General features: G+C 56.5%; 21 protein-coding genes. 13 read left to right on the top strand and 8 right to left on the bottom strand.

Annotated features, from left to right (window positions below):
- Positions 1-257 precede the first annotated feature (257 nt).
- Positions 258-1,721, top strand: a complete 1,464-nt coding sequence (gene ansP / locus M2407_RS01620; protein WP_046374222.1) for an L-asparagine permease — start codon at positions 258-260, stop codon at positions 1,719-1,721.
- A 155-nt stretch (positions 1,722-1,876) separates the two neighbouring features.
- Here ansP and M2407_RS01615 read toward each other — a convergent pair whose 3' ends face one another.
- Positions 1,877-2,656 carry a 2OG-Fe(II) oxygenase gene (locus M2407_RS01615; RefSeq protein WP_130015933.1) on the bottom strand — a complete coding sequence of 260 codons (780 nt, stop codon included), beginning with the start codon at positions 2,654-2,656 and terminating at the stop codon, positions 1,877-1,879.
- A gap of 113 nt (positions 2,657-2,769) precedes the next feature.
- On the opposite strand from M2407_RS01615, the gene M2407_RS01610 reads away from it, so the two are divergent.
- The gene (locus M2407_RS01610; protein ID WP_130015932.1) at positions 2,770-3,672 is read left to right on the top strand and encodes a LysR substrate-binding domain-containing protein; all 903 of its coding nucleotides are present in this window, start codon (positions 2,770-2,772) and stop codon (positions 3,670-3,672) included.
- A 15-nt stretch (positions 3,673-3,687) separates the two neighbouring features.
- Here M2407_RS01610 and M2407_RS01605 read toward each other — a convergent pair whose 3' ends face one another.
- On the bottom strand, positions 3,688-4,542 hold the full coding sequence (locus M2407_RS01605) for an ATP-grasp fold amidoligase family protein (protein WP_259216604.1): 855 nt from the start codon (positions 4,540-4,542) through the stop codon (positions 3,688-3,690).
- A 154-nt stretch (positions 4,543-4,696) separates the two neighbouring features.
- Between M2407_RS01605 and M2407_RS01600 the strand changes: the two genes are divergently transcribed.
- Together M2407_RS01600 and M2407_RS01595 are read left to right on the top strand one after the other, a co-directional pair.
- Positions 4,697-5,989: an oligosaccharide flippase family protein gene (locus M2407_RS01600; RefSeq protein ID WP_020825746.1), complete on the top strand. Its 1,293-nt coding sequence runs from the start codon at positions 4,697-4,699 to the stop codon at positions 5,987-5,989.
- A gap of 97 nt (positions 5,990-6,086) precedes the next feature.
- Positions 6,087-7,130, top strand: a complete 1,044-nt coding sequence (locus tag M2407_RS01595; protein WP_130015930.1) for an FAD-binding oxidoreductase — start codon at positions 6,087-6,089, stop codon at positions 7,128-7,130.
- A gap of 111 nt (positions 7,131-7,241) precedes the next feature.
- Here M2407_RS01595 and M2407_RS01590 read toward each other — a convergent pair whose 3' ends face one another.
- Positions 7,242-8,087: a DMT family transporter gene (locus M2407_RS01590; protein WP_259217301.1), complete on the bottom strand. Its 846-nt coding sequence runs from the start codon at positions 8,085-8,087 to the stop codon at positions 7,242-7,244.
- Positions 8,088-8,177: 90 nt separating this feature from the next.
- On the opposite strand from M2407_RS01590, the gene M2407_RS01585 reads away from it, so the two are divergent.
- The 3 genes from M2407_RS01585 to M2407_RS01575 all read left to right on the top strand — a co-directional run bounded on the left by M2407_RS01585 (position 8,178) and on the right by M2407_RS01575 (position 10,731).
- Positions 8,178-9,116, top strand: a complete 939-nt coding sequence (locus tag M2407_RS01585; RefSeq protein WP_130015929.1) for a LysR substrate-binding domain-containing protein — start codon at positions 8,178-8,180, stop codon at positions 9,114-9,116.
- A gap of 200 nt (positions 9,117-9,316) precedes the next feature.
- Complete coding sequence (locus tag M2407_RS01580; RefSeq protein ID WP_128863944.1) at positions 9,317-10,078, top strand: arylamine N-acetyltransferase; 762 nt, start codon at positions 9,317-9,319, stop codon at positions 10,076-10,078.
- Positions 10,079-10,464: 386 nt separating this feature from the next.
- Entirely contained in the window at positions 10,465-10,731 is a 267-nt protein-coding gene (locus tag M2407_RS01575) for a hypothetical protein (RefSeq protein WP_020825741.1), read from the top strand.
- A gap of 40 nt (positions 10,732-10,771) precedes the next feature.
- Here M2407_RS01575 and dusC read toward each other — a convergent pair whose 3' ends face one another.
- The 4 genes from dusC to M2407_RS01555 form a co-directional block, all read right to left on the bottom strand.
- Positions 10,772-11,707, bottom strand: coding sequence for a tRNA dihydrouridine(16) synthase DusC (dusC, locus tag M2407_RS01570; protein WP_044548992.1), 936 nt, complete (start codon positions 11,705-11,707; stop codon positions 10,772-10,774).
- 80 nt (positions 11,708-11,787) lie between these two features.
- Positions 11,788-12,747 (bottom strand): D-2-hydroxyacid dehydrogenase family protein, encoded by a 960-nt coding sequence (locus M2407_RS01565; RefSeq protein WP_259216602.1) that lies wholly within the window; start codon positions 12,745-12,747, stop codon positions 11,788-11,790.
- 25 nt (positions 12,748-12,772) lie between these two features.
- Positions 12,773-13,222, bottom strand: a complete 450-nt coding sequence (locus M2407_RS01560; protein ID WP_046374231.1) for a universal stress protein — start codon at positions 13,220-13,222, stop codon at positions 12,773-12,775.
- 12 nt (positions 13,223-13,234) lie between these two features.
- Positions 13,235-14,014, bottom strand: a complete 780-nt coding sequence (locus tag M2407_RS01555; protein ID WP_046374232.1) for an IclR family transcriptional regulator — start codon at positions 14,012-14,014, stop codon at positions 13,235-13,237.
- Positions 14,015-14,174: 160 nt separating this feature from the next.
- Between M2407_RS01555 and M2407_RS01550 the strand changes: the two genes are divergently transcribed.
- Positions 14,175-15,779: an MFS transporter gene (locus M2407_RS01550; protein ID WP_046374233.1), complete on the top strand. Its 1,605-nt coding sequence runs from the start codon at positions 14,175-14,177 to the stop codon at positions 15,777-15,779.
- A 2-nt stretch (positions 15,780-15,781) separates the two neighbouring features.
- Positions 15,782-16,810 carry an HlyD family secretion protein gene (locus tag M2407_RS01545; RefSeq protein ID WP_259216599.1) on the top strand — a complete coding sequence of 343 codons (1,029 nt, stop codon included), beginning with the start codon at positions 15,782-15,784 and terminating at the stop codon, positions 16,808-16,810.
- 94 nt (positions 16,811-16,904) lie between these two features.
- Here M2407_RS01545 and rhlE read toward each other — a convergent pair whose 3' ends face one another.
- The gene (gene rhlE / locus M2407_RS01540; RefSeq protein WP_020825734.1) at positions 16,905-18,266 is read right to left on the bottom strand and encodes an ATP-dependent RNA helicase RhlE; all 1,362 of its coding nucleotides are present in this window, start codon (positions 18,264-18,266) and stop codon (positions 16,905-16,907) included.
- A 302-nt stretch (positions 18,267-18,568) separates the two neighbouring features.
- Here rhlE and cecR point away from each other — a divergent pair, with 302 nt between their 5' ends.
- From cecR to M2407_RS01520, 4 genes are read left to right on the top strand one after another with little or no spacing between them, the layout of a single operon-like run.
- Positions 18,569-19,258, top strand: coding sequence for a transcriptional regulator CecR (gene cecR / locus M2407_RS01535; RefSeq protein ID WP_234529441.1), 690 nt, complete (start codon positions 18,569-18,571; stop codon positions 19,256-19,258).
- Positions 19,259-19,276: 18 nt separating this feature from the next.
- Positions 19,277-20,263: a secretion protein HlyD gene (hlyD, locus tag M2407_RS01530; protein ID WP_046374234.1), complete on the top strand. Its 987-nt coding sequence runs from the start codon at positions 19,277-19,279 to the stop codon at positions 20,261-20,263.
- A 10-nt stretch (positions 20,264-20,273) separates the two neighbouring features.
- Complete coding sequence (locus tag M2407_RS01525) at positions 20,274-22,004, top strand: ATP-binding cassette domain-containing protein (protein ID WP_020825731.1); 1,731 nt, start codon at positions 20,274-20,276, stop codon at positions 22,002-22,004.
- The gene (locus M2407_RS01520) at positions 22,001-23,155 is read left to right on the top strand and encodes an ABC transporter permease (protein ID WP_048761234.1); all 1,155 of its coding nucleotides are present in this window, start codon (positions 22,001-22,003) and stop codon (positions 23,153-23,155) included. Before M2407_RS01525 ends, M2407_RS01520 begins: the two co-directional genes overlap by 4 nt.
- Positions 23,156-23,162 lie beyond the last annotated feature (7 nt).

The raw sequence follows: 23,162 nt of genomic DNA, 5'->3' as shown, positions 1-23,162 counted from the left end.
AACCATCTTATTGAATAATATATTCTTTTATATATAGAACAAAAAACAAACACACTTGTTCACGATTTATACGCAGGATTTTTTGCCACATTTACTGAGAAAAGGTAGCATGCTTCGCCGTTATTTCGTGGCGGCTTGTATACACAATAAACAGCAGAATGATGCCATGACCTCATTCTCATAACGATTGTCCATAGCAATCGTTTGCTCTGAAGCCAGAGCAGGGTAATTCCATAGACAGGTAAACAGGACGGATAATGCAATCAAATAAAAAGTCTGCGCATGACAAGCACGCAGCCAGAAGACGATGGTTAGACTCCCATGAATCCGGTTATCACAAAAGCATGGGCAATCGACAAATACAGATGATCGCTATCGGCGGTTCAATCGGTACCGGCTTGTTCCTCGGTACCGGTGGCCGTCTGGAATTGGCCGGCCCGGCACTGGCGCTGGTCTATCTGGTGTGCGGCATATTCTCTTTCTTCATTCTGCGCGCATTGGGCGAATTGGTTCTGCACCGCCCGTCCAGCGGCAGCTTCGTGTCTTATGCCCGTGAGTTTCTCGGCGAAAAAGCCTCTTACGTCGCCGGGTGGATGTATTTCCTCAACTGGGCGATGACCGGCATCGTCGATATCACCGCGGTGGCGCTGTACATGCACTACTGGGGCACCTTCGCCGACGTCCCACAATGGCTGTTCGCGCTCTGCGCCCTCGGCGTGGTTGCCACCATGAACATGATCGGCGTGAAGTGGTTCGCCGAAATGGAGTTCTGGTTCGCCCTGATCAAAGTCGTCGCCATCGCATTGTTCCTGGTGGTGGGGGTAGTGTTCCTCGGCACCGGTACCCCGGTGGCCGGCAACACCACCGGCCTGCACCTGATTACTGAAAACGGCGGCATGTTCCCGCACGGGCTGCTGCCAGCGCTGGTGTTAGTGCAGGGTGTTATCTTCGCCTTCGCCGGGATTGAGCTGATCGGCACCGCCGCCGGTGAGTGTAAGGATCCGGCCAAAATGATGCCAAAAGCGATCAACAGCGTGATCTGGCGCATTGGCCTGTTCTACGTCGGTTCGGTGGTACTGTTGGTGCTGCTGCTGCCGTGGAACGCCTACCAGGCGGGCCAAAGCCCGTTCGTTACCTTCTTCAGCAAGCTGGGCGTGCCTTATATCGGCACCATCATGAATATCGTGGTGCTGACCGCAGCACTTTCCAGCCTCAACTCCGGCCTGTACTCCACCGGTCGTATCCTGCGTTCACTGTCGATGGGCGGGTCAGCGCCGAAATTCATGGCCAAAATGAGCAGCCAGCAAGTGCCTTACGCCGGCATTCTGGTGACCTGCGGCATTTATGTGATTGGCGTTTTGCTGAACTATCTTGTGCCTTCGCGGGTGTTTGAGATCGTTCTGAACATCGCTTCGCTGGGCATTATCGCCTCATGGGCGTTTATCATCGTGTGCCAGATGCGTTTGCGTAAAGCCGTACGCGAAGGCCGCGCCCAGCCGGTATCCTTCAGAATGCCCGGCGCGCCCTTCACCTCTTGGCTAACGCTGGCATTCCTGCTGGCGGTCGTCATCATGATGGCGTTCGACTACCCGAACGGCACCTGGACTATCGCCACCATTCCGGTGCTGGCGGTGCTGCTGACGCTGGGCTGGTTCGGCCTGCGCAAGCGGGCTCAGGAAGTGAAGCTGGAACAGCAGGCTCACGAAGAAGCCCACCACTGAGTCTCTTAACTGCCCCTTTCGGGGCAGTTATTCGTAGTAGGGGCGCTGCATGCCGCGCCCTACCGCATAATCAATTGGTTAAATCGGGTCGAATATGTTCGACCCCTACCGGTTACCCCTTAAGCGGGCTTGTCAGCCCCCTGAATTTTTTGTTCTTAGAGTCGGCCGTAAAAGGTCATTCTGGCGCTCTCCGACAGCGCGATATCCGGCTGGGCATTGTAGGCCAGCACCACCAGCATGCGGGTGGTATCGCCTTCGGTTGGCGTGACGCGGTGCATGGCATTGCGCCCCCGGAACAGCACCAAATCCCCCTCTTCGATCGCCAAGGTCTTAACCGCCCGTTCGCCGTCCAATACCTGCGACACGCCAGCGTAATTCATCTCCCCACGATCGGCATCCCGCAGGTTTTCCACGTACTCGAATTGCCCACCGGCGTGCGGTTTCTGGATCAGCAGCGTGATGGCAAACGACGAATTGTCAAAATGCCAGCCCAGCTCCTGCCCGCGATGGGCATAATGCAGATTGATTGAAGACAGCCGATCGGCGTAAGGATACAGCTGTTGTTCTTGCAGTACCGCACAGAGGAAATCGCGGAAGGATTGCGCATCGTACAGCGTACGCAGCGGCGACTGCGCCGGGATATCCTCGTCGGTAATGCACCCCTTGGAAGAAACCACCAGCCGGTTGCGTGGGTGATCGGCCGGCAAGGCGTCGTCCTGCGGTTTCAGGTAGACATTGTGCTTGCTGGCGGCATAAAACGCCGCAGGGCTGTGCTCTGCCCCCTCCAAACGCACCGTCGCCAGCGCCGCAGCGGTCAAAAAGCCGGGTAGCACCAGCGCCCCTGCCGCATCCAGCGTCGCCCTGCAACGGGCTTGAAAGGCAGCATCGCCAATCGGGTTGGCGGATAAATCAATGATATGAGCAAGTTGCTGCATGCTGAACTCCTGAGGGCATAAGGGCCGGATAACCTCACTGTAGCGAATGTCGGATTGCCGTAATAACAAAAATGCGTTAAGGATGAGCTAACCAATTCTTAGCGATAGCCACCATGAACGCACCTTCCCGCAGCCGCCTGCCCAAACTGAGCGCCATTCTGGCGTTTGAAACCGCCGCCCGTACCGGCAGCCTGGCCAGAGCGGCAGACAGCCTGGCGCTGACCGCCGCCGCCGTCAGCCAGCAGATCCGCCAGCTCGAGCAGCATCTGGGCATCACACTGTTTATCCGTGCCAAAAGCGGCGTGACGCTGACTGAACAAGGGGCGGATTACCTGGCCTACGTGCAGCAGGCGTTTGAAACGCTGCGCGTGGCGCAACAGCATGTCGATCGCCAACGGGGCCAAGAGGCATTGACGATTTTTGCCTTGCCGGCCCTGGCGTCAAAATGGCTGAACCCGGCCATAGGCAAGTGGCTGAACCAGCATCCGCAGATGGATATTCGCCTGCACGCCACCCACGCCGAGGTCGATTTTGCCGCTTCAACGGCGGATTTTGCCCTGAGCTTTGGCGATCAGGGCTATCCATTGATGGAAAAAGTGCGGCTGTTTCAGGACTGCGTGCAGCCGGTGTGTAGCCCGCAGTTACAGAGCATCAGCGACTGGACTCAACAGCCGCTGATTCAGGTGGATTGGGGAAAGGAGAGCCAGTTTCTGCCGGGCTGGCATGAGTGGTTCAGCGCCGCCGGGTTACCACCGCCGCAGCGGCGCGGCCTGACTTATAATCTGACCTCGCTGGCGATTGACGCCGCGGTTGAGGGCCACGGCGTTTTGCTCGGCCAGCAGCAGCTGATCCAGCGTGAACTGGCTCAGGGAACCCTGGTGCCGCTGGCAGAACCGACGCTACCGCTGAGCAAGCCTTACTATGTGGTCTACCCGCAACGCACGCTGGACAAACCCAAAGCCGCCGAATTTCTGGCGTGGCTGCAAAGCATCGCACCGGCGGACAGCGCGGGGTAAGCGGCGTCGCAATGTTTACCCGTCTTTGGACATCATCTCGCCCAGCAGCAGATTCGTCGCGCGCGGCAGATAAACTTCGTTGCCTGCGCCTGGCGTGAGCGTCAATTCGCCAATGTAGATCTGGTCGCGAGTGAGATAAAAATCGACGCGGCAATAATCCAGATCTTCCGAGACCGCTTTCGCCACCTGGATCATTTCATCCCAAAACGCCGGTTTCTGGTTCAGCGTATTGATCTGCGGAATGTCACCCTGGGTGAAAAAACAATGGTGGGCATATTCGTCCAAAAACTCCAGCGAAGTCGGCTCTGGCCCGCCACGTAACAACTCAACGAATAAATAAGAGTATTTGCCGTTAAACACGTGCACTTTGTAATCTATCAGCTCACCGTCGCATTCAATATCCAGCAGTTCCTCAACAATAATTTTCTGCGGAATATTAGCGTAGTGTTTTTCTCGAAATCTTTTCCAATAGGTTATTCCAGACCATTCCCTAAGAATTTTCGTAATATCCTGATAGGTGACCTTACTTTTATCTTTAACTATCTTGACCTGCTGAGAGGCATTATTAGTTTTGATAACAAATGATTGTGGCAAGGCCAGGTAGTCCCGTTCGCTAAAATTATCGGTAATCATGATAATGGGCGTTAGGTATTTATCTGAAACCCGCTGAGAAATATACTCTCTGACCGCCACCTTATCCGCTAACATACTGAAATCATTATGCGGGTAGCGCATGCGCTGATAAATCTTCTCTGAAAATGTTTTCGGGTTTTTGAAGCTAACCCAAGAGCCGTGGGCAAGATAATGGCTGACTTGGTAATAGATAAAATCGGGTGCGGCCCGATAGAGTCGTTTTGCGAGTTTTCTCATTCTTCTCTTTCTTCCATGAACATAGCATACGCAGGAATGCTTCTCACATTCCGATTATTGCATCTCAATTATAAAACCCTGCGGGGCATCCCTTACAGTGGGTAAGGGAATAATCGGACGATTCCTATTATTAGAGGCGACAGGGAAAGTACCAATGAAATTAAAATTCATAGATATCAATATTGTGAGAAATGCGTTTTGGATGATATCCGAAAAAATGGTGTCTATTCTGGGGGTCATTTTCATTACCGCCTATATGGCGAAATACATCGGCCCAGAAAGCTTCGGCAAGATCACCTTCGCTACCGCTATTTTCGCCATTACCCAAACGCTGGCGCTGCTGGGCTCCGATACCGTTCTATTCAAGCGGATTAGCCGCAACCCAGGTTCCGGAACCGCCCTGATGTTTTCCACCAATCGGCTGCGACAGGGCTGCTTTGTGCTGCTCTCTGCGGCAATATTGATTTACACCGGGCTGCGTGAAGATTTCATTACCTTCTATTTTTGCGCCGCCACCTTTGTCGCCAGCTTCTTCTCGCTCAGAGACGTGTTCACCATTTATCACGACGCCCGGCTGGAATCACGCTTCAATACGCTGGCTAACGTAGCCGGGTTGGGCAGCGCACTGCTGGTGCGTTATCTGATTGTTTATCTTGATCTGCACCTGTATTTCCTGGCAATCCCGATCGTGATGGTTTACCTGATCCCCTATCTGATTCGCCACCATATCTACCACCGCCGTTATCCGCGCTTTGTCGCGCCAAAACGCGTACGGCGTAAATATGTGCGCTATTTGCTCGCCAGCGGCCTGCCACTGGCGGTTTCCAATGTCTCCATTGCCATTTATACCCGGCTGGCGCAGCTGTTCCTGATGTGGTTCGTCTCGGCGCAAGCGCTGGGCATTTACTCGGTTGCCATCACCCTGGCAACCGCCTGGATGTTTGTTACCGATGCGGTGATCACCTCGTTTTTCGCCAAAATCTTCGCCTATCACCGCGATGACGCAATGCGCACCGCCGCCAAACTGAATGGGCTGGTGCTGGCCATCGCCGCCGCCATCGTGGCCGGTATCGTTTTGCTTGGCAAACCGGTCATTGTGTTGCTGTACGGGGAGCAATATTTGGCAGCCTATCCGGCGATGGGCGTCTTGGCGGTTTCAACGCTGCTTTCCGCGTTGGGCACCGTAGCCTACAAATACATTGTGCTCTTCTCCGGCTATGGCTTCCTATCGAAGAAGATGTTTCTGGTGTTTATCATCAACATTCCGCTGTCGTACTTTCTGATCCGCCAGTACGGCATGATGGGCGCCGCTTATAGCACCCTGCTGACAGAGCTGTTGTCACTGACCCTGCTTAACTACTTCTTCCGCCGTGGCGCGGTATTGCAAATGCATCTGCGTTCGCTGAACCCCTGGACCTATATCAGACGCACTCAGCACGCCGGTTGAGGTTGGTAGGCTTCGGGGAGCAAAGCACATTTATCTGCATGAAACCGTTAATTTATGGGATAGTTTGTGCCCGGTACATGCGAGGTAGAACGTGGGTATGGATCTCTCTGACAGGCATATTCTTATTGTGGGCGCAGGCATTATCGGCGCGACCATCGCTTATCATTTGGCTCGCCGTGGTGTGAAGGTCACCGTCATTGACCAACACCACCCGGCATCAGGTGCCACCGGCAGCTCTTTCGGCTGGATCCACAGCACGGTGAGTGATGATGCGCCCGATGTCCTGCTTCGCCGCGCGTCCGTGGCCGACTGGCATCGGCTGGAGAAAGAAGTGCCGGAGCTTTGGCTGCATTGGGCCGGCGCACTGAGTTACGACAGCGATTCATTGGCGGCTCAGGCCCATGAAAAAATGCTTGAGCAATCCGTGATCTCCCAGCTTGAACCCGCGATGAATAATCCGCCTCCACAGGCTTATTATGCAAAACAGGATGGCGCCGTTGACCCTATCGACGCCACCCACGCCTTGCTGGATAGGGCTTGCAGCCTCGGCGCTGTATTAAAAACCCAGACGCCGGTCACCGGACTCGTCAGGGAAGGCGATGCCATTACCGGCGTTGACACCCTGCAGGGAACGTTCAACGCAGATTGTGTCGTGCTGGCCTGCGGAACGGGTATTTCCCCTTTGCTAAACGCCATTGGCATCTCACTTCCGATTAAAGCTTCGCCGGCAATTTTGCTGCGCTACAGCACGCAGGACCACGTCATCAATACCCTCATTTCAGGGGATGATATAGAAGTTCGCCATGCCCGCAACGGCGATATCCTGGCCGCTGAAGATTATCCGGCCGTTGGTGGTGCTGATGAGATGGCTTCCGACACCTTGGCGGCAATAGCCAAAAGGTTGAAAGGGACAGGATCCGCACGCCTGCTCAGCCAATCGGTGGGACAACGGCCCGTACCCGAGGACAAATGCCCCGTCATGGGGTTTATCGGTGAGGTTACTGGGCTTTATGTGGCCGTGATGCATCCGGCGGTAACCTGCGCCGCCACGGTTGGAAGGTGGGTCAGTGAAGAACTGATCGACGGTAAAAACCGGGAAATCCCCGAGCGTTATCGACCCACGCGTTTTTGCGAAAAATAGCAGGCCACGCAGTAAAACCGGGCGAAATTCAGGGTTGGAATGAATATCGCCCGCTCAGATCATCAATGCAAACAACGGCCCAAATTAAGACGCTGCTGGTTATGGGTTAGGTCACTTCATATGCAGCACCAGGGCGCCAGCCAGTACCGTCAGCCCGCCTGCCCACTGCAAGGCAGATAGCCGCTCGCGCAGTAACAGCGCGCCGAGCAGTGCGGCAATGCCGCCAGACAGGGTGCTCAGCACCGTCACAATCGCCAGCGATCCGCTACCGGCCCCCATGGCAAATGCGCTAAAGCCCGCCAGACTCAGCAGGCTGGCCAGCAGCAGCAGTCCTCCTTGTCGCCAGTTAGGTCGGCTTACCAAAGCGCGTCGGTCAGTATTCAGCGCTAGCACAGCCGTCAGCCCCACCGTATAACCAAGCCACAGGCTAAGGCTCGGCCCCAGCACCGGCAGCGTGTATTTCCCTTGTAACCAGAAACCGGTGCCATAACAAAAGGCGGCGATCAACGCAAAGGTCGCTGCGGGCAAAGTCGAGCGCGATCTGCCCGGCTGACGACCCGGGCTCACGGCAGTCAACATGACGCCCAGCAGACACACCGCCAGCCCTGCCAGGGTCAAAGCTCCCAGCCGTTCACCGCTGATCCACGATAACAGCGTAGTGACCGCCCCGTAGCTGGTAACCAGCGGCGCCACAATCGCCGCCTTGCCAATGGCAAAGGCCTGCGACAGTGCCAAGGTGCCGCTCACCGTCAGGCTCGCGGCCAGCAACGCCAGCCCCCAAATGGAAGCTGAAGCTTCTAACCAAGGGGCCGAAGTGGCCCATAACCACGCGCTAAAAATCACAAAGCCGATCGCCTGCGAGAAAAATACCGCCCTACGCACCCCCACCGCTCGGGCGTTAATGCCAATCAAAAAATCCGTGCTGCCCCAGCACAGCGCGGCGGCCAGCCCCATCATTACGTCCACGCGATACTCCCGTCCGATTGTTGCCCCAAAAGTAAGCAAAAAATCGCTTGTGGAACATCGATAGATTGGCAATATGGTTGAATGAAACTCAAGCTGAACGCTCAACCTCGCCTGCCGTCGCTGAAAGCCTTGCATACCTTCGAGGTTGCTTCCCGCTGCGCCAGTTTTACCGAAGCGGCGGAAGAGTTGAACGTGACGCTGGGTGCGGTCAGCCGCCAGATACGTCATCTGGAGAACGAGCTGGGGGTGGAACTGTTTCACCGCAAGGGCAATGCGGTAGCGCTTAACGATACCGGAAAAAGGCTGGCGATTGATGTCACCCGCGCGCTGACGCTGCTGCAAAAAGCCAGTGACCGCGCCCGACCGGAGCAGCAGCAAACGCTGAAACTGACCTGTACCCTGGGGATCGCCAGCCATTGGTTGGCGGCACGTTTGCCGGCGTTACGTCGTGCCGACCCCGATGTTTCGCTGGTGTTGGATGCCAACGAAAGCTTACGCGATCTGGCCAGTGGTGAAGCCGACATTGCTATCCGCTATAGCCCCACGGACAACCCGCCGCCACACTCGCACGAACTCCTCGCCGATGCCTTCGCCCCGCTGGCAAGCCCAAGCTTTCTCGCCGCCCATTCAGCGCCGATCGCCGCCGCTGACTTGGCATCGTTGCAGCTGATCCATTCGCCGTGGAAAGACGGGCATAAGCTCGGCGTTGCCGGTTGGCAGGACTGGTTTGCCGCCTTTGGCGAAGGCACCACCGCGCCACGCGGTATAATCACCTTTAACAGCGTCGGGCATGCGCTTCAAGAAGCCATCGACGGCAACGGCGTGGTACTCGGTAGCCTGGCGGTCGCTCAGGACGCCCTGGCTGCCGGCACGCTGGTTCGGGTGTTTGGCGAAAACCAACAACTGCCCGCAGCCTATCAATATCGCCTGTGCTGGGCGGACAGCGCATTCGTTAGCACCACCACCCGCCGCTGGGTGAATTTGCTGCTGCAGGCGGCAGGCAAGCCCCCGGCGTTCTGACGCAGCACTTATTGCTCCCACAGGTGCGAAAAATCCATCTATTTTATATATCCAAAATAATTCGAGTTGCATCGCGGCGACAACTAAGCGCATCCCCGGGAGCGTACAAACAGTACGTGACTGGGTAAGCGCAGGAAGTCAACAAAGAGGCAGCTTGAAGTATGAAAGATATAATCAAATTTTTTGCTGCGAGACAAACCGTGGATAGACAACGCTACCTGCAACATATTGGATTCGCAGGCATCCCCCAACCAGACCTTCTGACGCTGCAGCAATTACACCGTGGCCATATGCTGCGGGTTCCCTTTGAGAACCTGAGCATTATTTATCATCAGGGCATTCATCTGGAAGAACAGGCGCTGTTCAATAAAATTGTCGAACGCAACCGCGGCGGTTTTTGCTATGAGTTGAACCGGCTGTTCGCCCTGCTGCTGAAAGACATAGGTTTCAAGGTGAATTTTATTTCCGGCGAGATCCGCGCCCGCGACGGCAGCTTCGGCGCGCCCTTCGATCATATGGCGCTGATGGTAGAGCTGGATCAGCCGTATCTGGTGGACGTGGGGTTTGGTGATTCCTTCCTGACGCCCTTAAAGATAACCACCACCGAACAACAGCCGCAAACCAGCGGCACTTTCCATCTGGAACAGGAAGGCGAAATCTACTATCTGGAACGCCGCAATGGCGACAACCGCTCGCATGCCAAAACCCTGTACCGCTTTACCCTGCAAAAACGCGAGCTCAACGAGTTTGCCGACATGTGTGAATACCACAGCACTTCACCGCAGTCGCACTTCACCCAAAAACTGGTGTGTTCCCACGCCACAGAAAATGGCCGCGTGACGATCAGTGAGAACAAGCTAATTATCACCGAAGATCACCACCGTCGGGAGTCGACGTTGCATTCGGAACAGGAGCGCCGTGAAGCGCTGATGCGCTATTTTGGTATCGATCTGGACAACTGACGCTCTGAATTAGCTATGGCATGGCCCGGTGGCGCAGTATAAAAAGGGCTAAGCCGCCCGCAGGGAAATAACGCCCCTTTCAATAGGGGAATATTCCTTCTATTTTATAGCGCTACAAAAATTAAATATTTACGCTTTCCTTCCGCCTTCAAAATATAAGACACAGACTATTGACAATTTAATTAACACCTATAAAAACGATTTAATAATGATAATTTATAAAATTTTACAATTGGCATATTATTTTGTTTATAAAGCAATTTTAACGATATATATCCCGCGATAATCAGTCATGGCAGCTCATAGCACTGATATATTTTTCCAGATAGGGTAGTCTTTATCTGGCAGTCGCAATTATTTAAACGACGTATCCCAAGGAGCTATGCATGAGTGACAATGAAAACAGCAAAACGCAGATTGATAATTTACGTGATGTGGTTTCTCAGCTGAAGGAAATGAGACACTATGCACAATCCAATACCGAGACGCTGTCTGCGCAATGGCTGGCTTTCGACCAAGGCGAATATAAACATAAGGAATTCGCTGGGGCGATTGGCGACCTGCTGAATAAACAGGGTGCCTGCCTTGAAGGGTTGGAAAAAACCATTCAGGATATCGAGATAGAAATAAATCGTCTCGACAGTGAGTCCTGATAATACGAATTTACGCTAACCCGCCTTAGGCGGGTTTTTATTATTCCGAGCGGCAAATTACCCGGGCGATATCTTTTGAATTATTCAAGGTCCGCACTTCGCCGAACAGCTCGGTCGCCTCGTCATATTCCTTACGTAAATAACCCAGCCACTGCTTGATGCGCGCCACGTGATAAAGGCCGGTATCGCCCTGCTTTTCCAGATGAACGTATTTTTGCAGCAGTTGCACCACCTGCGGCCAGGGCATGCGCGGTTCGTTATACTTCACCACCCGGCTCAGGTTAGGGACGTTAAGCGCGCCACGTCCCAGCATTACCGCATCACAGCCGGTGGTTTGCAGGCAATCCTGCGCACTTTGCCAGTCCCAGATTTCGCCGTTGGCGATCACCGGTATGCTCAAGCGTTGGCGGATCTCGCCAATCGCTGCCCAGTTGATGCGTTCCGCCTTGTAGCCGTCCTCTTTGGTACGGCCATGCACCGCCAGCTCGGTGGCACCCGCCTGTTGCACCGCGTCGGCGATTTCAAAACTGCGGCTGTCGCTGTCCCAACCTAACCGAACTTTTACCGTGACCGGCAAATGATCCGGCACCGCCGCACGCATCGCTTTGGCCCCCTGATAAATCAGCTCCGGATCTTTCAGCAGCGTCGCGCCACCGCCGCTGCCGTTGACCAGCTTGGACGGACAGCCGCAGTTGAGATCGACGCCATAGGACCCGAGTTCAACCGCACGGGCGGCGTTTTCCGCCAGCCACTGCGGATATTGGCCCAGCAATTGGATGCGCACCAGGGTGCCGGATGGCGTGCGGCTGGCATGATGCAGTTCGGGGCACAGGCGATAGAAAGATTTGGCGGGTAACAGCTGATCGACTACGCGCAGGAATTCGGTGATGCACAGGTCGTAGTCGTTCACTTCGGTGAGTAACTCACGCACCAAAGAATCGAGAACGCCCTCCATCGGAGCCAATAATACGCGCATGATTACCCCTGCTAAAAAAGACGCGCAATGATACGGGCGAATACCCGCATCAGACAAGCATCCAGGGGAATAAAAGCCGGCTAGCTCAAACGGCGTATCGGTTCATTGGCGAGAAACGCCACGATGTCTTCGATCGCTTCGCGGAAATAAATGCCATAGTTATCATCCGCCACGTAGCCCAGATGCGGCGTCGCCAACACATTGGGCAGACGGCGGAAGATATCGTCGAGCGGCAGAGGCTCGACCTCGAATACATCCAGCCCGGCCCCGGCTATCCACTGGTTCTGCAAGGCGTCAATCAACGCAGCGCGGTCGACAATGGCCGCACGTGAGGTGTTGATCAGGTAAGCGGTTTTTTTCATTGCCTGCAGCTCCTGCTGGCCCACCAGCCCGCGAGTGCGTTCACTCAGCACCAGATGGACGGAAACAAAGTCGCTTTGTTCAAACAGCGCCTGTTTAGATTCCGCCAGGTGACCCCCCTGCTGAGCGGCTTTTTCCGCCGTCAGATTTTGGCTCCAGGCCACCACACGCATGCCAAAGGCCTGCGCGACCACCGCCATCTGACTGCCAATCTTGCCCAGGCCCAACAGCCCCAACGTTTTCCCTTGTAGCGTCACGCCCAGCGCCTGCTGCCAGGGGCCGTTATTACGCAGCCCGGCGTTTTCCGGCACGATATGCTTCGCCAGCCCAAGCAACAGCGCCCAGGTCAGCTCCATCGGCGCGGCCGAACCGCTGGCGGTACCGCAGACCACAACGCCACGTTGCGCCGCCGCGGCCAGATCAACAGACGCATTGCGCATACCCGAGGTGATCACCAGCTTCAACTTAGGCAAACGCACCAACAGCGAGGCCGTGATTGGCGTGCGCTCGCGCATGATCACCAGAATGTCGCAATCCTGCAGGTGCACGGCCAACTCCGCTTCGTCGGTAAAATGCTGGCTCATGGCGAATACTTCTACCCGATCGGCAATAGCCGACCAGTCCGCCATGCCAAGCGCCACCTGCTGATAATCATCAAGAATTGCACACTTCAATTTCATCTTCGGCTCCGGGAAGCAGAGACAGTCAATCAGCGCGTACGTCGATCAGCACCGGGCAGTCGGCGTTTTCTATTACCAAAGCGCTGTGCGAGCCTCTCAACAAACGGTTAAAGGGTGAAAGATGCCTGCGGCCCATAATAATCATGCTGGCATTCAGCTCTTTAGCCTGAGCCACTATGGTTTCCGCCGGTTCACCGGGCACTACCTTGCCACGCGCGCTGACACCGGCATCTTTCAATTCACTCAGCGCCTGACGCACTACGGCTGCCGCTGCGCCTTGTTCATCCTGTGCGCAGCCAAAATCCGCCGGATCTTCACCGACGGCAATCTCATAGGGGCCCGTCGTGGAATAGCTGAGGTCCACACAGCATAGCACCACTACCGTTGCCCGTTGGGCCAACCCCTGTTCAGCAGCCAGTGAAATAACTTTACGAGCAGTGGCGGAATTATCAACTGCGACCAACAGCGTTTTCATCGTCTTCTCCCGTCAATCTCGCGATGTGCCTTTACCAATCTCATCGATCAGCGCCTCTTTGCATTTGAGGATCTCCTCACGATAGCGAGCTTCGTTTTTGATCAAGCGACTGCTGGGCACTAACAGGCTGATGGAGAAGCGCCCGAGGATAGTGTCGATAGCCACCGCCATGGTGGAGACGCCTTCCAGCGTTTCTTCCCGGTCGTAAGCCAGGCCGGTACGGCGTATTTCAGCCAAGCGATCCATCAACCCGGCAAAATCACGTACCGTCAAGTCAGTCACCGCCTGATAGGCTTCACCCAACAGATCCCGCGCCGCATCATCGCTGTTCAACGCCAGTAGCGCCCGCCCGCCGGAGGTGCTGTACAGCGGCAAATTCATGCCGATGCGCGGTACGACTCGCAGTTCCCGATCCGCCACGATGTAGTGCACCACAGCCAACTGCAGCCCGCTGGCTCGTCCCAGAGATACCGTCTCACCGGTAGCATCGCTCAATGCCTGCAACCAGGGGGTGGCAATCGCCACCATTTCAGTATGTACGCTGGCAATCAGCCGCAACAGCGACGGCCCCAGGCGTACGCCGCCGGCTCCGCCACGCACCAGTTGTACAGAATCCAACGCATTGACAATACGCTGCACGGTGGAGCGCGGCAGATCGACCGCCGCAGCGATTTCCCCCAGGCTCATGCCGTTCGGTTTTTCACCCAGGGCATCAAGGATTTTCGCTGCACGGGTAATGACCTGAATGCCACCGGCCCTTTCATCATCACAGTAGGTTGTAGGTTCAGACATTGAGGCTCTCTCCCTGACTTTTGGCCCACACTGTAACATTTTTTTATTCCCCCAGACACGATGTACCACATTGCAATACAGCGAACCACAATGTAGCATGCATCACATTGTACCACCATGCAATACAGTGCATCGCTAGTTTCGTTACCGGAGTCACACTATGAATGTTCAGCCTGCGCCTGCCGCTGCACCGCATCCTTTCACCCTGCGCCTGGCATTAGGCCTGGTGGGGGTACTGATTGCTGCCCTGACTTCGGGGCTGAATGACCGGTTAAGCGATCTGGCGTTGGCGGATATTCGTGCGGCTATCGGCATTGGCTATGACGAAGCCAGTTGGATCACCTCGTCTTATCAGGCTGCGGAGGTGGCAGCAATGATGGTCGCGCCCTGGTTTGCCGTGACGTTCTCACTGCGGCGCTTTGCCCTGGTGATGGTCAGCGGATTTGCTGCGGTCGGCGTACTCCAACCCTTAGTCTCTGATCCCACGTTGTTTATTGCGCTACGAATCGTTCAAGGCCTGTTTGGCGGTGCACTGCCGCCGCTGCTGATGACGGTCGCGCTGCGTTTTCTGCCGCCGGGTATCAAACTTTATGGTTTGGCCGCCTACGCGCTCACCGCCACCTTTGGTCCCAACGTCGCGGCGCCGCTGGCGGCGCTGTGGACCGATCATCTGGGCTGGCAGTTTGTCTTCTGGCAGGCTATCCCGCTGTGTTTTATCGCTTCTTTATTGATGGGATGGGGGCTACCGCAGGATCCATTACGCCTTGAACGTTTACACCAGATCGATCTGTTCGGCATGCTGACCGGTTGTAGTGGCATTGCATTGTTGATCCTGTCGCTGACGCAGGGAGAGCGGCTCGACTGGTTTAATTCGCCGTTGATTTGCCTGATGCTGCCGGTATCCATCGCATTGCTGGTGACGTTTTTAATCAACGAATGGTATCACCCGCTCCCCCTGTTCAAGCTGCAAATGCTGAAGCGGATAAACCTGTCTCATAGTCTGCTGACGCTGGCAGGCGTACTGATACTGGGGCTATCCGGCTCACTGCTTCCTTCATTCTATTTCTCGCAGGTTGAAGGTTTCCGCACCGCACAATTCGCGCCACTGGCGCTGACTATTGGCTTACCGCAGTTAGTGATAGCGCCACTCGTCGCTACCCTGCTGAATTTCCGTTGGATTGACTGTCGCTGGATGCTCGCCGCCGGTGCGGGCCTCATCGTCAGCGCTTGCTTGCTGGGTATGCAATTAACCGATGATTGGGCACGGCAAAACTTCTGGCTGATCCAGAGCCTGCTGGCGTTTGGTCAACCGATGATGATTTTGCCGGTCCTGATGACCTCCACCAGCGTCGTGCTGGCACCCGAGGGGCCTTTCGCCTCAGCGATGTTTAACACCGTACGCGGCTTCTCGACCGTGGCGGCGGGGAGTCTGGTGGAGAATTTCATGAGTCACCGGGAGAAGTTCCACTCTCAGGTGCTGGTGGATCGACTGGGCAATAGCCCATGGCTAATGACCGCAGAGAACGCAGAACAAGCTAGCGGCGCCATGCCGTTATTGCCGGACGGATCGGTCAGTTCTGCGGAAAACCTCGGGCATTTTTCAACGTTAGTGAAACATCAGGCGATGATCCTCAGCATCAGTGATGCCTATCTGCTGATTATCTGCTGTGCCCTGCTGCTGGTGCTGTTGACTGCCTGGCTACCGACCCGCGTCTACCCGCCGCAAACCCTTTTACCTTTAGTTCCAAAAACATCAGGATCATAACCATGAGCTTCACTCCTGCAAAACGAACCTTAACTCTGGCGCTGTTGCTGGTCATCCTGTTGGCCATCGCTTTCTTTGTCTATTCATCGCTTACCCGCCACCATTTTCGTACCGACGACGCGGTGGTGACGGCCGATTACACACTGGTGGCGCCCAAGGTTTCCGGCTATATCCGCAGCGTTAACGTGACCGATAACCAGCAGGTTAAACCCGGCGAAGTATTGGCCACTATCGACGACCGCGACTATCGCGTGGCGCTGGAAACGGCAGAGGCCAATCTGCAAATTAGCCAGGCCAAGCTGGCCAGTATTCAAGCGCAGCTGGATCAACAACAGGCCAATATTGCCCAACAGGAAGCCGGCGTCAGCGCCAGCCAGGCCACGCTCAACTACGCGGGGCAAAATGCCGACCGCTATCGCCGGCTGCTAAAAACCGGCACCGCAACCGCTGATGAACAGCAAAAGTCCGCCTCCGCGATGCAAAGCGCCGCGGCACAGCTGAAACAAAACCAGGCTGGCGTGGTCTCTGCACGCAAAGAGGTCGGGGTATTGCAGGCCAGCAGGAAACAGGCCGAAGCCAACATTGCCGCCTCACAGGCCAGCGTTGACCAGGCACGCCTCAATCTTTCTTATACGCAAATCATCGCGCCCATTGCCGGCACCGTGGGCCAGCGAGCGGTACGCGAAGGGGCCTGGGTCTCTGCCGGGACGAGGTTGCTGGCGGTAGTGCCACTGCAGCAGAGCTATGTTGTCGCCAACTTCCTGGAAACCCAGTTGGCCAATGTCTCCGCCGGCCAACCGGTATCGATCCGCGTAGATGCGCTGCCCGGCGTAACGCTGCGCGGTCATGTCGACAGCATAGCGCCCGCCACCGGCGCCACCTTTGCCGCCATCAGCGCCGATAATGCCACCGGCAACTACACCAAAGTGGTGCAACGCCTGCCGGTGAAAATTCTGCTGGAGCCGAACCAGGCTGACCTGGCACGGTTGCGGGTCGGTATGTCGGTGGTGCCGGAACTCGAAATGCGCTGAGAACTTTTGCCCCGCGCTTTGACGCGATCATCTGGGTTTTCACGTAAAAAAAAGCCACCGTAAACGGTGGCTTTTTTATCATCAGGGTATCAGCTTACTCGGCCGGGCGGCTGCGCGGACGACGCGAAGGTGCGCCTGAACGCGGTTTGCCATCACCCTGTGGGCGGGCGCTGCCGCCACCGCGGTTTTCACGCTGGCCGCCGTTGCCACTGCGCTGGCCGCCACCGTTACCGGCGCGTTGACCACCGCCGTTGCCGCGCGGCGCACCACGTCCACCACCCTGACGGCCGTTAATGATCGGCTCCGCCTTGATGCTTGGATCTGGCTCGTAGCCTGGCAGGGCAATACGCGGGATTTCACGCTTGAGCAGGCGTTCGATATCGCGCAGCAGCTTGTGTTCATCCACGCACACCAGCGAGATAGCCTCACCGGTACGTTCTGCACGACCGGTACGACCGATACGGTGTACGTAGTCTTCCGGTACGTTAGGCAGTTCGTAGTTCACCACGTGTGGCAACTGATCGATGTCCAGACCACGCGCCGCGATGTCGGTAGCAACCAATACGCGAATTTTACCGTCTTTAAAATCGGCCAACGCACGGGTACGAGCGCCCTGGCTTTTATTGCCGTGGATCGCAGCGGCCGTGATGCCGTCTTTATTCAACTGTTCGGCCAGGTGGTTAGCACCGTGCTTGGTGCGGTTGAACACCAGCACCTGCTTCCAGTCACCTTCACCGATCATCTGGGACAGCAATTCCCGCTTACGCTTCTTGTCTACGAAGTGCACGCTTTGTTCGATCTGCTCGGACGCGGTATTGCGGCGCGCCACTTCAACCGATGCCGGGTTGTGCAACAGCTTGTTGGCCAGCCCTTTGATATCGTCGGAGAAGGTCGCAGAGAACAACAGGTTCTGACGCTTGGCAGGCAGCTTGGCCAGCACGCGGCGGATATCATGGATAAAGCCCATATCCAGCATGCGGTCGGCTTCGTCCAGCACCAGAATTTCAACTTTGGACAGGTCAACGGCGCGTTGGTGTTCCAGATCCAGCAGGCGACCCGGCGTTGCCACCAGAATGTCGACGCCGCCGCGCAGTTTCATCATCTGCGGGTTGATGCTCACACCACCAAATACCACCAGCGAACGCAGGCGCAGGTATTTGCTGTAGGCTTCGACGTTTTCGCCGATCTGCGCTGCCAGCTCACGGGTTGGCGTCAGGATCAACGCACGTACCGGACGGCGGCCTTTGACCGGATGGTCATGCTTACTCAGCAGCTGCAGCAGCGGCAGGGTAAAGCCAGCGGTTTTACCGGTACCGGTCTGGGCGCTGGCCATCAGGTCACGACCTTCCAATACGACAGGAATCGCCTGGCGTTGAATTGGCGTAGGTTCGCGATAGCCCTGTTCTTCAACAGCGCGCAGAATTTCAGCACTTAAGCCGAGGGTTTCAAATGACATAAAGAGAAAAACTCCAGATCCCCCCTAACCTAACAGTGTTCGGTGCAGTTTCCTGGGAGGATTATCAGACGGGACATTAAGCATGACCACGAGGGATTGGCACAAACTGCAGTGCACCAAGCGGGCGATTGTAGCAGAACTCGAACAAGAAAACGCAATTTTACTGGCTCAAAGCACAATATGCCGGGAATTCAGCCTAGTCCGAAAAAATAACCTTAAATAAACGATGCCTACTGGTTGCATTTTACCCAAGCTGGCATAAAGTTAATCATATGATTGATTAACTTTAGCGAGTGCCATCAATGCCAAATAACCAGACCGCCAGCCGGGCACGGGGTGAGCAGGCGCGACAGCAGCTGATCGCCGCCGCCATCGAGATGTTCGGCGAATATGGCATTCAGGGTGCGACCACCCGCGATATCGCCCAGCGCGCCGGGCACAACATCGCCGCCATCACCTACTACTTCAATTCCAAAGAAGGCCTGTATCTGGCCGTTGCACAGTGGATTGCCGATTTTATCCAGCAGGCGTTTCGCCCCCTGGCCGACGAGATTGATCGCTTCTGGCAGTTGCCGGCCACCGAACGCCTGCCGGAGCACCACCTCGACCACCTGAAGCGCGGCCTACTGGCGTTCAGCGATTTGATGACGCAACCGCAGACGCTGAACCTGAGCAAAATCATGTCGCGCGAGCAGCTTTCCCCCACCGATGCCTACCCGCTGATCCACCAGCAGGTGGTCGCACCGCTGCATGACAAGCTTTGTCGCCTGCTGGCGGCCTACACCGGCCTGGATGGGAATTCGACCAAAATCGTGCTGCATACCCACGCGCTGATCGGCGAAGTGCTGTCGTTTCGCGTGGCGCGGGAAACCGTTCGCCGTCAGGCCGGCTGGCAGCAGATCGGCGCGGCCGAGGCGGAACAAATCAGCGAGGTGCTGGCTGAACATATCGAGATTCTGGTTAATGGGCTGCGCCAACGCTATGGCGCGTAAATTCAGGCAGGGAGTGTTATGAACAAGAAACGCAGTGCCCTCATTGTGGCGGCTATTGTGCTGATCGCCGCGGCCGTTTACGGGGTTTGGTATTACCAGCAGCAGCAGGACAAACCGCTGACGCTGTATGGCAACGTGGATATCCGCACGGTGAATTTGGGCTTCCGCGTCGATGGGCGGCTGGCGTCGCTGACGGTGGATGAAGGCGATGCCCTTCAGCCGGGGCAATTGCTCGGGAAACTGGACGACGCGCCTTACATCAACGCCCTGCAGCAGGCGCAGGCTAACGTCGGCAGTGCCAAAGCCAAACTGGCGCTGCTGCTGGCCGGTTATCGTACCGAAGAAATCGCCCAGGTGCGTTCGGAAATGGCGCAGCGCCTGTCCGCGTTCAGTTACGCCGACAGCTACTTGAAGCGACAACAGGGACTGTGGGCGAAAAACGCCACTTCTGCCGACGCGCTGGAAGATGCCCGTACCGCACGCAATCAGGCGCAGGCCAACCTGCAGGCGTCAAAGGACAAGCTGGCGCAATACCTGAAAGGCAACCGGCCGCAGGAGATTGAAGAAGCCAAAGCCAATCTGGCGCAGAGCGAAGCCGCACTGGCTCAGGCACAGCTTAATTTACACGACACCACTCTGGTTTCCCCGTCGGCCGGCACCGTACTGACTCGGGCAGTTGAGCCAGGCACCATGCTTAATGCCGGCGGCACGGTGTTTACTCTGTCGCTGACCCGTCCGGTCTGGGTACGTGCCTACGTGAATGAAGTCAATCTGGGTAAAGCAACGCCGGGCACCGAACTGGAAATTTATACCGACAGCCGACCGAACAAGCCCTATCACGGCAAAATTGGTTTTGTCTCACCGACCGCTGAATTCACGCCGAAAAGCGTCGAAACCCCAGACCTGCGAACCGATCTGGTGTACCGCTTGCGGGTGATCGTCACCGATGCCGATGACGCGCTGCGCCAGGGGATGCCGGTTACCGTTCACTTTGCCAAACCTTGAGGGGACGGTGATGGAACAGGTGATTGAGCTGGAAGCGCTGGAGAAACGTTTTCCGTCGCTGCAAAAACCGGCGGTCGCCAGCCTGACCACCCGGCTGACCAGCGGCGCGGTTACCGGGCTGGTTGGCCCGGACGGCGCCGGAAAAACCACCCTGCTACGCATGCTGGCCGGTTTGCTCAAACCCAGCAGCGGAACGTTACGCGTCGCCGGGCTGGATCCGATCGCTCAGGATCGCCAGTTGCACGCGATCCTCGGTTATATGCCGCAAAAGTTTGGCCTTTACGAAGATCTGACGGTGATGGAGAACCTGACGCTGTATGCCGATCTGCGCGGCGTCACTGGCGATCTGCGTAAACAGACTTTTGATCGGCTGCTGACATTTACCGATCTCACCCGCTTCACCAGCCGGCTGGCGGGCAAACTGTCGGGCGGCATGAAGCAGAAGCTTGGGCTGGCTTGTACGCTGGTCGGGCAACCGCAGGTGCTGTTGCTCGATGAGCCCGGCGTCGGCGTCGATCCGATCTCGCGCCGCGAGCTGTGGCGCATGGTGCATGAGCTGGCCAACGACGGCATGCTGATCCTGTGGAGCACTTCCTATCTGGACGAAGCGGAACAATGCCGTGAAGTGCTGTTGCTCAATGAAGGGGAACTGTTGTTCAGCGGCGCACCTAAAGATCTCACCCAGCGCATGGCCGGGCGCACGGTGTTGATAGCACCACCAGCCGGCAGCCACCGTGCCTTGCTGCAACGCGCGATCTGCCTGCCTGCGGTCACCGACGGCGTGATCCAGGGCAAATATCTGCGCCTGATCCTGAAAGAAGGCGAAGATCACCGCCAGGTGTTGCAGGCGTTGGATCTGCCGGACGCCGAACTGAGCGAAGCGGAACCGCGCTTTGAGGATGCATTTATCGATTTGCTCGGCGGCGGGCCGAACAGCAAGTCGGCGCTGGCGGAAATCATGCCAACCGTCGAAGGGGAAAGCACCGAAACCGTGATCGAAGCGCAGGGACTGACGAAGAAATTCGGTGACTTTGCCGCCACCGACCACGTGGATTTTAAAGTGCAGCGCGGCGAGATTTTTGGCCTGCTGGGCCCCAACGGGGCCGGTAAGTCCACCACTTTCAAAATGATGTGCGGGCTGCTGGTGCCAACCGAAGGCAAGGCGTTGGTGCTGGGAATGGACCTGAAAACCAGCTCGGGCAAGGCGCGCCAGCATTTGGGCTACATGGCGCAAAAATTCTCGCTGTACGGCAACCTGACGGTGGCGCAAAACCTGAAATTTTTCTCCGGCGTGTATGGCCTGAGCGGCAAGGCGCAGCGCGAAAAAATCAGTGAGATGTCCCGCGCCTTCAACTTCGACCCCATCATTAACCAGACGCCAGATTCCCTGCCGCTTGGCTTCAAACAACGGCTGGCGTTGGCCTGCGCGCTGATGCACGAACCGGATATTCTGTTTCTCGACGAACCCACCTCCGGTGTCGATCCCCTCACCCGGCGTGAATTCTGGCTGCATATCAACGGCATGGTAGACAAGGGCGTCACCGTCATGGTCACCACCCACTTTATGGACGAGGCGGAATATTGCGACCGCATCGGGCTGGTGTATCGCGGCAAAATCATCGCCGCCGGGACCCCGGACGATCTCAAGCATCAGGTGGCCAGCAGCGAGAACCCCAACCCTTCGATGGAGCAAGCATTTATCGAACTGGTGCAGGGTTATGATCAGGAGGAAAAAGCATGAATAGCGAAACGGCCAGCACCGACGACAGCGGTTTCTCCTGGCGGCGGCTGCGCGCGCTGTGCCTGAAAGAGACGCGGCAAATTATGCGCGATCCGAGCAGCGGGCTGATCGCCTTCGTCATTCCGCTGATGCTGCTGTTTATTTTTGGCTACGGCATCAACCTGGATTCCAGCAAGCTGCGGCTGGGGATTTTGATGGAACAACAAAGCGAAGAGGCACGCGATCTGGCTAACGCTTTTACCGGTTCGCCCTATATCGAGCCCACCATCAGCGACAATCGCCAGCAGTTGATCCAGCTGATGCAAGCCGGGCGCATCCGCGGGCTGGTGGTGATCCCCAATGATTTTGCCCAACGTATGGCGCGGCCGCACGACAGCGCCCCCTTGCAAATCATTACCGACGGCAGTGAACCCAATACCGCCAACTTCGTTCAGGGCTATACCCAGGGAGTGTGGCAAATCTGGCAACAGCAGCGCGCCACCGACAGCGGGCGCGAAGAAAAACCGCTGATCGACGTGCAGATGCGCTACTGGTTTAACCCGGCGGCCATCAGCCGGCATTACATCATTCCCGGCGCCATCACCATTATCATGACGGTCATCGGCGCTATCCTCACCTCGTTGGTGATCGCACGCGAATGGGAGCGCGGCACCATGGAAGCGCTGCTTTCCACTCAGGTGACGCGAACCGAACTGCTGCTGTCGAAGCTGGTGCCTTACTACTTCCTCGGCATGATCGCCATGGTGTTGTGCATGGTGGTTTCGGTGTGGGTGCTCGGGGTGCCCTATCGCGGCTCTCTGCTGATTCTGTTCGTCATCAGCAGCCTGTTCCTCGCCAGTACGCTCGGCATGGGGCTGCTGATTTCCACCATTACCCGCAACCAGTTCAACGCGGCGATGGTGGCGCTGAACGCCGCCTTTCTGCCGTCGATTATGCTGTCCGGCTTTATCTTCCAGATCGACAGCATGCCGGCCATCGTACGCGCCGTCACTTACATCATTCCGGCGCGTTACTTCGTCAGCACGCTGCAAACGCTATTCCTGGCGGGCAACGTCGGCACGGTGTTGATGATTAACCTGCTGTTCCTGATCGCTTCTGCGGTGGTATTTATCGGCCTGACGGCCTGGAAAACCCAGCGGCGGCTGGATTAAGGGGAAA

Origin of the sequence: Serratia sp. BIGb0234, from assembly GCF_024809915.1 — a bacterium.
Lineage (GTDB): Bacteria > Pseudomonadota > Gammaproteobacteria > Enterobacterales > Enterobacteriaceae > Serratia > Serratia liquefaciens.
The sequence above is the reverse complement of the archived record's forward strand: the minus strand, read 5'-3'. Positions and strand labels throughout refer to the sequence as shown.

Bases quoted from the DNA above. Each gene is read 5' to 3' on its own strand.
- M2407_RS01615 (WP_130015933.1), bottom strand. From the start codon at position 2,656: ATGCAGCAACTTGCTCATATCATTGATTTATCCGCCAACCCGATTGGC.
- M2407_RS01520 (WP_048761234.1), top strand. From the start codon at position 22,001: ATGAATAGCGAAACGGCCAGCACCGACGACAGCGGTTTCTCCTGGCGG.
- hlyD (WP_046374234.1), top strand. From the start codon at position 19,277: ATGAACAAGAAACGCAGTGCCCTCATTGTGGCGGCTATTGTGCTGATC.
- M2407_RS01600 (WP_020825746.1), top strand. From the start codon at position 4,697: ATGAAATTAAAATTCATAGATATCAATATTGTGAGAAATGCGTTTTGG.
- M2407_RS01575 (WP_020825741.1), top strand. From the start codon at position 10,465: ATGAGTGACAATGAAAACAGCAAAACGCAGATTGATAATTTACGTGAT.
- M2407_RS01555 (WP_046374232.1), bottom strand. From the start codon at position 14,014: ATGTCTGAACCTACAACCTACTGTGATGATGAAAGGGCCGGTGGCATT.
- M2407_RS01560 (WP_046374231.1), bottom strand. From the start codon at position 13,222: ATGAAAACGCTGTTGGTCGCAGTTGATAATTCCGCCACTGCTCGTAAA.
- cecR (WP_234529441.1), top strand. From the start codon at position 18,569: ATGCCAAATAACCAGACCGCCAGCCGGGCACGGGGTGAGCAGGCGCGA.
- M2407_RS01585 (WP_130015929.1), top strand. From the start codon at position 8,178: ATGAAACTCAAGCTGAACGCTCAACCTCGCCTGCCGTCGCTGAAAGCC.
- dusC (WP_044548992.1), bottom strand. From the start codon at position 11,707: ATGCGCGTATTATTGGCTCCGATGGAGGGCGTTCTCGATTCTTTGGTG.
- M2407_RS01590 (WP_259217301.1), bottom strand. From the start codon at position 8,087: ATGATGGGGCTGGCCGCCGCGCTGTGCTGGGGCAGCACGGATTTTTTG.
- ansP (WP_046374222.1), top strand. From the start codon at position 258: ATGCAATCAAATAAAAAGTCTGCGCATGACAAGCACGCAGCCAGAAGA.
- M2407_RS01550 (WP_046374233.1), top strand. From the start codon at position 14,175: ATGAATGTTCAGCCTGCGCCTGCCGCTGCACCGCATCCTTTCACCCTG.
- M2407_RS01565 (WP_259216602.1), bottom strand. From the start codon at position 12,747: ATGAAATTGAAGTGTGCAATTCTTGATGATTATCAGCAGGTGGCGCTT.
- rhlE (WP_020825734.1), bottom strand. From the start codon at position 18,266: ATGTCATTTGAAACCCTCGGCTTAAGTGCTGAAATTCTGCGCGCTGTT.
- M2407_RS01610 (WP_130015932.1), top strand. From the start codon at position 2,770: ATGAACGCACCTTCCCGCAGCCGCCTGCCCAAACTGAGCGCCATTCTG.
- M2407_RS01605 (WP_259216604.1), bottom strand. From the start codon at position 4,542: ATGAGAAAACTCGCAAAACGACTCTATCGGGCCGCACCCGATTTTATC.
- M2407_RS01595 (WP_130015930.1), top strand. From the start codon at position 6,087: ATGGATCTCTCTGACAGGCATATTCTTATTGTGGGCGCAGGCATTATC.
- M2407_RS01545 (WP_259216599.1), top strand. From the start codon at position 15,782: ATGAGCTTCACTCCTGCAAAACGAACCTTAACTCTGGCGCTGTTGCTG.
- M2407_RS01525 (WP_020825731.1), top strand. From the start codon at position 20,274: ATGGAACAGGTGATTGAGCTGGAAGCGCTGGAGAAACGTTTTCCGTCG.